Annotated in this window: 10 protein-coding genes and 2 pseudogenes; 11 read left to right on the plus strand and 1 reads right to left on the minus strand. The window is 61.9% G+C overall.

Going from position 1 to position 8382, the window contains the following annotated elements; all coding sequences use genetic code 11:
* The 4 genes and pseudogenes from ACIQ17_RS27340 to ACIQ17_RS27355 all read left to right on the plus strand — a co-directional run.
* Window positions 1-564, plus strand: a pseudogene (locus ACIQ17_RS27340) (TonB-dependent siderophore receptor); the annotation flags it as partial.
* A gap of 31 nt (window positions 565-595) precedes the next feature.
* A complete protein-coding gene (locus ACIQ17_RS27345) occupies window positions 596-1618 on the plus strand; it encodes a TonB-dependent siderophore receptor (protein WP_398472505.1) in 1023 nt (340 codons plus the stop codon).
* Window positions 1619-1754: 136 nt separating this feature from the next.
* Window positions 1755-2870: a PepSY-associated TM helix domain-containing protein gene (locus tag ACIQ17_RS27350; protein ID WP_398472495.1), complete on the plus strand. Its 1116-nt coding sequence runs from the start codon at window positions 1755-1757 to the stop codon at window positions 2868-2870.
* Complete coding sequence (locus ACIQ17_RS27355) at window positions 2867-3040, plus strand: hypothetical protein (RefSeq protein WP_398472496.1); 174 nt, start codon at window positions 2867-2869, stop codon at window positions 3038-3040. The genes ACIQ17_RS27350 and ACIQ17_RS27355 overlap by 4 nt, the downstream gene beginning before the upstream one ends.
* Window positions 3041-3110: 70 nt before the next feature.
* Here ACIQ17_RS27355 and ACIQ17_RS27360 read toward each other — a convergent pair whose 3' ends face one another.
* On the minus strand, window positions 3111-3881 hold the full coding sequence (locus ACIQ17_RS27360; protein ID WP_398472497.1) for an IclR family transcriptional regulator C-terminal domain-containing protein: 771 nt from the start codon (window positions 3879-3881) through the stop codon (window positions 3111-3113).
* 110 nt (window positions 3882-3991) lie between these two features.
* Here ACIQ17_RS27360 and ACIQ17_RS27365 point away from each other — a divergent pair, with 110 nt between their 5' ends.
* From ACIQ17_RS27365 to ACIQ17_RS27395, 7 genes and pseudogenes are all read left to right on the plus strand, one after another.
* The gene (locus ACIQ17_RS27365) at window positions 3992-4468 is read left to right on the plus strand and encodes a MaoC family dehydratase N-terminal domain-containing protein (protein WP_398472498.1); all 477 of its coding nucleotides are present in this window, start codon (window positions 3992-3994) and stop codon (window positions 4466-4468) included.
* A 21-nt stretch (window positions 4469-4489) separates the two neighbouring features.
* Complete coding sequence (locus ACIQ17_RS27370) at window positions 4490-4930, plus strand: MaoC family dehydratase (RefSeq protein ID WP_398472500.1); 441 nt, start codon at window positions 4490-4492, stop codon at window positions 4928-4930.
* 97 nt (window positions 4931-5027) lie between these two features.
* Window positions 5028-5300, plus strand: coding sequence for a hypothetical protein (locus tag ACIQ17_RS27375; RefSeq protein ID WP_398472501.1), 273 nt, complete (start codon window positions 5028-5030; stop codon window positions 5298-5300).
* Complete coding sequence (locus tag ACIQ17_RS27380; protein WP_398472502.1) at window positions 5264-5998, plus strand: tripartite tricarboxylate transporter substrate-binding protein; 735 nt, start codon at window positions 5264-5266, stop codon at window positions 5996-5998. Before ACIQ17_RS27375 ends, ACIQ17_RS27380 begins: the two co-directional genes overlap by 37 nt.
* A gap of 229 nt (window positions 5999-6227) precedes the next feature.
* On the plus strand, window positions 6228-6353 hold the full coding sequence (gene ykgO, locus ACIQ17_RS27385) for a type B 50S ribosomal protein L36 (RefSeq protein ID WP_011509735.1): 126 nt from the start codon (window positions 6228-6230) through the stop codon (window positions 6351-6353).
* Between the two features lie 101 nt (window positions 6354-6454).
* The gene (locus tag ACIQ17_RS27390) at window positions 6455-7099 is read left to right on the plus strand and encodes a tetratricopeptide repeat protein (protein ID WP_398472503.1); all 645 of its coding nucleotides are present in this window, start codon (window positions 6455-6457) and stop codon (window positions 7097-7099) included.
* 128 nt (window positions 7100-7227) lie between these two features.
* A pseudogene (locus tag ACIQ17_RS27395) lies at window positions 7228-8382 on the plus strand (small-conductance mechanosensitive channel); the annotation flags it as partial.

The following is an 8382-nucleotide window of genomic DNA, read 5'->3' on the forward strand; positions in this document are numbered from 1 at the left end:
AGTGCCACGCCCTTCAATGAATTCCGAGTCGAGGGCGGCAGCTATGGCCGCATCCAGTCGGGCATCACCAGCCAGGGCAAGCTGGATAAGGACGGCCACTGGCTCTACAGCCTTACCGCCATCGGCCGCCAGTCCGGCACGCGCTATGACGGCGTCGACGAGCAGCGCTTCGCCGTCGCACCGGCCATCACCTGGGCGCCGGACATGGACACGCGCCTGACCATCCAGAGCTACTATCAGAACGATCCGCAGGGCGGATACTTCAACTCGATCTATGCGAAGTCGCTCGCGCCCGCCCAGTATCGCCCTTACCTGAATTCGAAGCTCAATGTAGGCGATCCCGCTTTCGATCATTTCAAGCGCGAGCAATATGGCGTCGGCTATCAGTTCGACAAACGCCTGAACGACGTGGTGAGCCTGTATTCGGCCCTGCGTTATGGCCATGTGCAGACCGACTTCCAGTCGCTGCAGATGAATGCACCGATGACCGCCACCGGCCACCGGCCAGCTGCCGCGCTGGGGCATCCGCTCGCTGGAGGATGCGAGCAACCTCGCCGCCGATAACCGCCTGCAATTCGATTTCGGCACCGGCGCCCTGCAGCACAAGCTCGTCACCGGTGTCGATTACCAGGAGACGCGCAGCAACTGGCTCTACCAAATCGGTGGTGCCACCGCGCTCGACGTGGTCAATCCCGTCTATGGTCAGCCGGTCGGCCCCTTTGCGACCTTCATCAACAACGGCCAGACCTTGTCGCAGGCCGGTCTGTATGCGCAGGACCAGATCAGCCTCGGCGGCTGGCGCGCCACCTTCGGTGTGCGCCACGACTGGGCCGACCAGACCACAGACAACCGCCTCGCGACATCGCGAGCCAGCCAGTCCGATGCCAAAACCACATATCGTGCCGGCCTGCTCTACACGTTCGACAACGGCGTCGCGCCCTATGTGAGCTATGCGACATCGTTCGAGCCGGTGGCGGGTGTCAGCGCCAATGGCTTGCCTTTCGTGCCCACCACCGGCGAGCAATATGAAGCCGGCGTCAAATATCAGCCCACCTTCCTGCCGATCCTGCTCACTGCAGCAGTGTTCGACATTCGTCAGCAGAACGTGCAGTCGCCGTCCTCGACGCCCGGCTTCTTCGTCCAGCAGGGCGAGGTCCGCTCCACCGGCGTCGAACTGGAAGCGCGTGGCAATGTCACCGACAGTCTCGAACTGGTCGGCGCGCTGACCTTCCTCGACACCCGCGTGACGAAGTCAACCGATGCGCTGCTGCTCGGCATGCGTCCGCAGGCGGTGCCGGACTTCTACGGCTCAGCCTGGGCCAACTACACATTCCGCACCGGCCCGGCGGCGGGCTTCACCATCGGCGCCGGCGCCCGCCATGTCGGCTCCACCTTCGGCGACGACTACAACACGCTGCGCACGGCGGCCTATACGGTGGCGGATCTTGCGTTGAAATACGAGCTCGGCAACCTCTATCGCCGCCTCAACGGCGCGACGTTGACGCTCAACGTCAATAACCTGTTCGACAAGGAATACTATTCGAGCTGCTCGTCGGGCTTCTACTGCCAATACGCCAATCGCCGCACGGTGCTGGCGGGATTGCGGTATCGCTGGTGATGCACGCCGCGCCCCATCACCGCGTCACTTGTCGTCACCCGGCTCGACCGGGTGACCTAGTAAACTCAGGTGCAGCGGCGTGTACTGGATCGCCCGGTCAAGCCGGGCGACGACAGGCAGCGACGTCTGTACCGTCATGACTCCACGCACCATCCGCATCTGGTCATGGCTACATCGCTGGACAAGCCTCGTTTGCACGGTCTTCGCGCTGATGCTGTGCATCACCGGCCTGCCGCTGATCTTTAAGGACGAACTCGGCCCCGATCTCAGGCTGGAGGCCACCACCAACGCGCCGGGCACCGCTTCCATCGATGACGTGATCGCGCGTGCGATGGCCGCGCGTCCGGGGCAGGTGGTGCCCTATTTGTTTTACGACCGTGATCATCCCATCGTGAAAGTGCCGACCGCGCCATCGATGATCACCGATCCCGGCGATTTCCATTATCAGGTATTCGACACCCGCACCGGCCGGCAGATCGCGATTCCGCAGCCCAATGAGGGCCTTCTCTACATCATGCTGCGTCTGCATCTCGACCTGTTCACAGGCATCGGCGGTACGCTGTTTCTCGGCTTTATGGGCCTGCTGCTCGTCGTTGCGATCGTGTCCGGCGTCGTGCTCTACGGGCCGTTTACGCGGCGTCTCGATTTCGGTGCGATCCGTAATCGCGGTGGCCGCCAGCTGAAATGGCTCGACCTGCACAATCTGCTCGGCATCGTGACGCTGGCTTGGTTCAGTGTCGTTAGCTTCACCGGCGTCATCAACACGCTGGCGGCGCCCATCGAGCTGGCTTGGCAGGCGAACCAGCTCGTCGAGATGGCCTCGCAGGCGAAGCCCGCAGCCGACCCAACACGCCGCGCGCCCATTGACGATGTGCTGCGCGATGTCCGCAAGGCCGTCCCCGGCATGAATGTGATGACGGTGGCCTTTCCGGGCACGCCCTTTGCCACGCCGTCGCATGTGGCGATTTTCCTCACCGGCAACACGCCGATCACCAGCCGCATCCTCAAGCCTGCCCTGGCTGATGCATCGACAGGGCAGGTGGTCTCGGTGCGCGACATGCCTTGGTATGCGACGACCCTGTTCATGTCGCAGCCGCTGCATTTCGGCGACTACGGCGGTCTGCCGCTCAAGGTCATCTGGGCACTGTTCGATGTCGCGACGATCGTGGTGCTGATCAGCGGATTGTATTTGTGGTGGGCAAAGCGGCGACGGCGCAGAAGCGTGTCACCCGTGTCGGAGATCGCCGCATGAGCGCATTCCGGCGCCAATGGCTGTGGCCGATTGTTCTGGCGGTAGCGACCGTGTTCGGCTTGCTCGCTGCATTGGTCGGTGAAAACGGCATCTGGTGGGCACTGAGCTGGATGATGCTGGCCACGCCGTTGCTGGTGATCGTGAAAATGCTTTGCCGCAGGACCGGTTAGCACGGTGTCATCCGCCGCCGAGTTTCCATGATGAACTCGGCCGGCGGATAACGCTTTCGACCAATGAGCGCTACCCCGCCTGCGAAGCCTGTGTGCGAATGTCCTGCGCGGTTCGTCGCAGTGGCACGAGATACTTCTCTTTCGCTTCCGCCTCGCTCAGCGTGCCCGAAATCGTATTGACGCTGATCGCCGCCACCACGCGGCCGTTATGGTCGCGTACCGGCACGGCGATGCCGCAGATGGCGGGATCGAGTTCGCCGTCGACCCAGCCATAGCCTTCACGATCCACGCGCTCGAGTTCTCTCTCGAATTTGGCGCGATCGGTGACGGTGCGCGCGGTGATCGGCTGGAAGTCAGTGGTCGCAAGATAGTCCGCGCGCTTGTCGTCCGGCAGCGCGGCGAGCAGCACGCGGCCGAGCGAGACGACATGCGCGGGCAGGCGGCTGCCGACGGCGAGATTGGCAGAGAGAATGCGGCGCGCGGGAAGGCGCAGTGCATAGACGATCTCGGTCTCGTCGAGCACCGCGAGTGCACAGGACTCACCGGTCTCGTTGCGCAGATCTTCCAGCGCGCGTTGCGCATAGCCCCAGTAAGGCAGTGCATTAAGATAGGAGAGACCGAGGCCAAGCGCGCGCGGGCGCAGACTGAAATAGCGGCCGTCGACTTCGCAGTATTTCATCACCACCAGGGTCGCGAGCATCCGCCGTGCAGTGGCGCGGCTGAGACCCGCGCTGGCCGCCACTTCGGAGAGCGTGTGCCTTCCGGGCGCCTTGCCCAATGCTTCCACCGTCGCAAAGCCACGCGCAATCGCGCGTACAAATCCATCACTCTCTTTAGCCACGTATCAAGTCCTCTCAGTGCCCCGACTTGCAGGTCGGTAAAAATCTGATCAAAGTAGTTCGCAATATGAATAAAAAGTTCGCCTGATGAACATAATGGGAGGTTGCCGCTATGGCGCAATCGGACGCCTTTGAAACTGATTTCTGGAAAGACGCGAATTTACGCAAAGTCTGGGACGAGATTATCCCCGGCGTCCCCCGCAAAACGCTGCCCTATGTGCTGACCAAGGAGGCAATCCAGCTCTATTGCCGCTCGGTCGGCGAAGACCATCCACTTTACTTCGATGAAGCTTACGCGAAGGCGTCGCCTTATGGCGGGCTGATCGCGCCGCCATCAATCCATATCCTGCTGATGTTCTCCTGCACGCCGACGGATGATTGGATGCGCACGCCTGGCACCGTGAATGCCGGCCAGAGCTGGAGCTACAATATCCCAGCGCGACCCGGCGACACCATCATGCTGCAGGCGCGAGCGCTCGACAAGTTCATCAAGCGCGAGCGGCTGTTCGTCGTGCATGACAACGTGTTCTTCAATCAGCACGGCGACGTCATCTGCTCTGGCCGCGGCCAGACGATTCGTCCGATGTGAGAGTCGGATAGGAGACACATCATGACCACGAGCTTTGATATTCTTTCCGCCGGCGACACCATCGATGGGCCCAGCTTCGCCGTCTCGCGCGAGTCGATACGCCTCTTCTGCGACGGGTCGCTCGACTACAATCCGCTGCATCTCGACGATGACTACATGAAGAACTCGTTCGGCAAGACCAATTTCGGCGGGATCATCATGCATGGCATGAACAATTTCGGGCTCATCACCCGCATGCTGACCGATTGGGCCTATCCGGCCGGCGCGATTCATCGGCGCCTTGAAACACGCTGGGTCAAGCCGGTGAAGCCGGGCGATACGATCAGGCCCGTCGGCATCATCAAGGCCAAGCAGGTGACGGAGAAGTCGCGCTGGGTGCTGATCGATGTGCTTGTGAAAAACCAGAACGACGAAAAGGTCGCAACCGGCGAGGCCATGGTCGAGTTTCCGATCGCTGCCTGATGATTCTATAATTCCGTCCATTTCAGACGACAGCTTTGCGCAATGACGTGCGGCTAGCCTCGCACGTCATTCAATAAGATCGATATTGGAGGACGAATTGACATTGCTCACCAGACGCGCGCTGGCCGTTTTGGCCGTCGCCTGCATCGCAGCCGTACCGGCGAAGGCGCAGACCATTCCCGGCAATCAGATCAAGATCATCGTGCCGTTCCCGGCCGGCGGCACGACCGACATTCTCGCACGCTTCGTCGCGCAATATCTCGGCGACAGGCTCGGCGTGACCACCTTGGTCGAGACCGTCCGGGCGCATCCGGCACCATCGGCTCGGAAGCGGTGGCGAAGTCACCCGCCGATGGCAGCGTGGTGCTGATCACGGCGACGCATCACGTCATCAATCCGAGCCTGCGCAAGAGTCTGCCATACGACACACTGAAAGATTTCTCGCCGATCGCCGTTGTCGCGACGGCACCGAATGCCTTGTGCGTGTCGAAGGATTTTCCAGCGAAGACTGTGGCCGAACTGATCGCGATGGCGAAGAAGCAGCCGGGCAAACTATCCTTCGGCTCGTCCGGCATCGGCGGTGCCAATCATCTGTCCGGCGAATTGTTCGAGCAGATGGCCGGCGTCAATATCGAGCACATCCCTTACAAGGGGGCTGCCCCGGCGATGAACGATCTGATCGGTGGCCATATCCCGATCATGTTCGACACGCTGCCGACGGTGCTGCCCGCGGCGCAGGCCGGCAATATCCGCGTGCTCGCAGTGACCAGCCTGCAGCGTGCTGCGTCACTGCGCGATGTGCCCACCCTCGACGAAGCCGGCGTGAAGGGGTTTGAGGCGACGTCCTGGTTCGGCATGTACATGCCGCAGGGGGATGGGACCCCGGCTTACAAGCTGCTGGTCGGTGCCATGAAGGACATCCTGGCGTCGCCTGCGACCCGGGAAAAGTTCGCCACGCAGGGTGTCGAGCCCGGCAAGCGAACAGGGGCGGAATTCGCGACCTTCGTGGATACGGAAATCAAGAAGTGGAGCGGTGTCGTGAAGACCGCAAACGTGCCACAGGAATGACGCCGTACTGCCGCACGGAATTTGACGTTTCGCGCGACAAAGCCTTGCAAATGTCGTCCGTACCGGCCGTGATTTTGCCCGTTCGGATTGACAGTGGGATCGGTGGTGGCTAGAAACCGCGGGTCCCGGGCGGCTCGGCTGCCAGCGGGTTAAAGCCCATTTTCGCTGATTTTGCGGCCTGCAACGCACGGCTTTTGAAGTCACGATCGCAAGTACTCAGGATTGACCGATGAAAGTCCGTAACTCGTTGAAGTCGCTGCGTGCCCGTCACCGCGACAACCGTCTGGTCCGCCGCAAGGGCCGCGTTTACGTGATCAACAAGACCCAGCGCCGCTTCAAAGCTCGCCAGGGCTAAGTTGCTGTTTGGCCGGATCTTTTCCGGCCGGCATCACGATATCACAGGTCTTTGACGCGCTGCCGCTTTGCAGCGCGTTTTTTCGTGTCTAGACTTCACGCATGGCATCGCAAGTCCGGACCATCCGTTTTGGCCTCATGCTGACCGCCCTTCTGGCGGCCGGCCCTGCGTTCGCGCAGGTCAAGGACCCCAAATCGGTCGAGCCGGCGACGCCCAAGGCCATCCCGCAAGCTCCTGAAAAGCTTCCGAAAATCGGCGCAGACAAGATCCGCGGTCTGGATTTCCTGTTCGGCGCCCTGAAGGCTGCGCCGGATGAGGCCAGCGCCAAACATGTCGAAGGCCGAATCTGGGCGCAGTGGGCACAGACCCCGAGCGACACTGCGGCATTGCTGATGACCCGCGCCAAGACCGCGCTGGATGCCAAGCAGATCGACGTATCGGTGAAGCTGCTGAGCGCCGTGGTCAAGCTCAAGCCGGACTACATCGAAGGCTGGAACCGACGGGCAACGCTGTATTATTTGCAGAACGACTACACCCGCGCGCTCGAGGATATCGAGCAGGTGCTGGCCCGCGAGCCCCGGCATTTCGGGGCATTGGCCGGCCTCGGCATGATCATGCAGGAATTCGGCGACGACAAACGGGCGCTCGAAGCCTATCGCAAGGCGCTCGCCGTCAATCCGCATCTCGAAAAGGTGCCGGAACTCGTGAAAAGCCTGACCGAGAAGGTCGAGGGCCGAGACATCTGACGCTTCCCGCTCAGCGCATCTCTGCCGTGCTTTGGCAGTTTTTCACCCGATTTACGTCCGGGAACCAAACTTCCGACACATGAAATAGGCGAAAAGGGCGGTTTCCGGATCGTCTCAAGGGGCCTGTCTTGGCGAAGAAGTCTCTCCCGCTTTTTGCATTGCTATGTCTTCTGTTCGCTGCGCCGTTCTGCGCGCCCGCGCTGGCTCAGAAGGCCGATGCGCCGGCGGCTGCCGCCGCCCCTGCACTGACGCCAGAGCAGGCAAAGGCTGCACTCGACACGCTGCAGGACGACGCCAAGCGTAAGGAGATGATCACCACGCTGCAGGCGATCGCCCAGGCGAAGCCGGCGGAGCCCGAAAAGAAGCCCGCAATCCCGCTCGATGCCGACAGCCTTGGCGCGCAATTGCTGGTCACGATCGCCGATCAACTCGGTGACATCTCGCGCGAGGTGTCGACGGCCGTGCAGTCGGTGACCCGTTTTCCAGCCCTGTGGTACTGGCTCAAGAACGCGGCCAATGATCCCGACACCTATCAACTGCTGTTCGACATCGCGTGGAAACTCGTCGTCGTGTTCGGCGGTGCGCTCGCTGCCGAATGGCTCGTCGTCTGGCTGTTGCGCCGGCCGCAGGCGGCACTTGAGGCGCGCATCCCGTTCGTCGCGCGTGCGCCTGCCGCCGTCATTGAAAGCGTCGATCCGCCATCGTCGACAGCCGACGTCACGCAAGCGCCCAATCTCAACACCCGCCGGCGCAGCCTGACGCGCGCCTGGCAATCGCTGCTGCGGCTGCCTTATGTGATCGGCCGCTTGTTGCTCGAACTGATCCCGATCTTCGTCTTCACCGGCACAGTGTCGCTGCTGCTCGGCACCCAGATCGGCGATGCCGGCACCACGCGTCTCGCGATCCTCGCGATCGTGAACAGTTATGTGGTGGCGCGTGCGATCATCTGCGGCATGCGCGCCCTGTTCGGCCCGCTGGCTCTGTTCCGCGTCAAGGAAGAGACCGCCGCCTATCTGGAAATCTGGACCCGCCGCATCGTTGCCGTCGGTGCCACCGGTATCGCGATCGCCAATGTCGCCCTGATGATGGGCCTGTATCGTTCCGCGCATCTGGCGCTGATCAAGCTCGTGATGCTGGTCGTGCATCTGTTTGTCGTGGTCATCATCCTGCAATGCCGCAAGCCTGTCGCCGATGCGCTGCGTGGGCCGGTCGGCGCCACCGGCTTCCTGAACGGCATGCGCAATCGTTTCGCCAGTCTCTGGCATGTATTCGGCATCGTCGTC

Origin of the sequence: Tardiphaga sp. (assembly GCF_044340795.1) — a bacterium.
In the GTDB taxonomy this organism is placed as follows: domain Bacteria; phylum Pseudomonadota; class Alphaproteobacteria; order Rhizobiales; family Xanthobacteraceae; genus Tardiphaga.

Coding starts and splice junctions, on each gene's coding strand:
- ACIQ17_RS27350 (WP_398472495.1), top strand. CDS start 1,755: ATGACTCCACGCACCATCCGCATCTGGTCATGGCTACATCGCTGGACA.
- ACIQ17_RS27355 (WP_398472496.1), top strand. CDS start 2,867: ATGAGCGCATTCCGGCGCCAATGGCTGTGGCCGATTGTTCTGGCGGTA.
- ACIQ17_RS27365 (WP_398472498.1), top strand. CDS start 3,992: ATGGCGCAATCGGACGCCTTTGAAACTGATTTCTGGAAAGACGCGAAT.
- ACIQ17_RS27370 (WP_398472500.1), top strand. CDS start 4,490: ATGACCACGAGCTTTGATATTCTTTCCGCCGGCGACACCATCGATGGG.
- ykgO (WP_011509735.1), top strand. CDS start 6,228: ATGAAAGTCCGTAACTCGTTGAAGTCGCTGCGTGCCCGTCACCGCGAC.
- ACIQ17_RS27390 (WP_398472503.1), top strand. CDS start 6,455: ATGGCATCGCAAGTCCGGACCATCCGTTTTGGCCTCATGCTGACCGCC.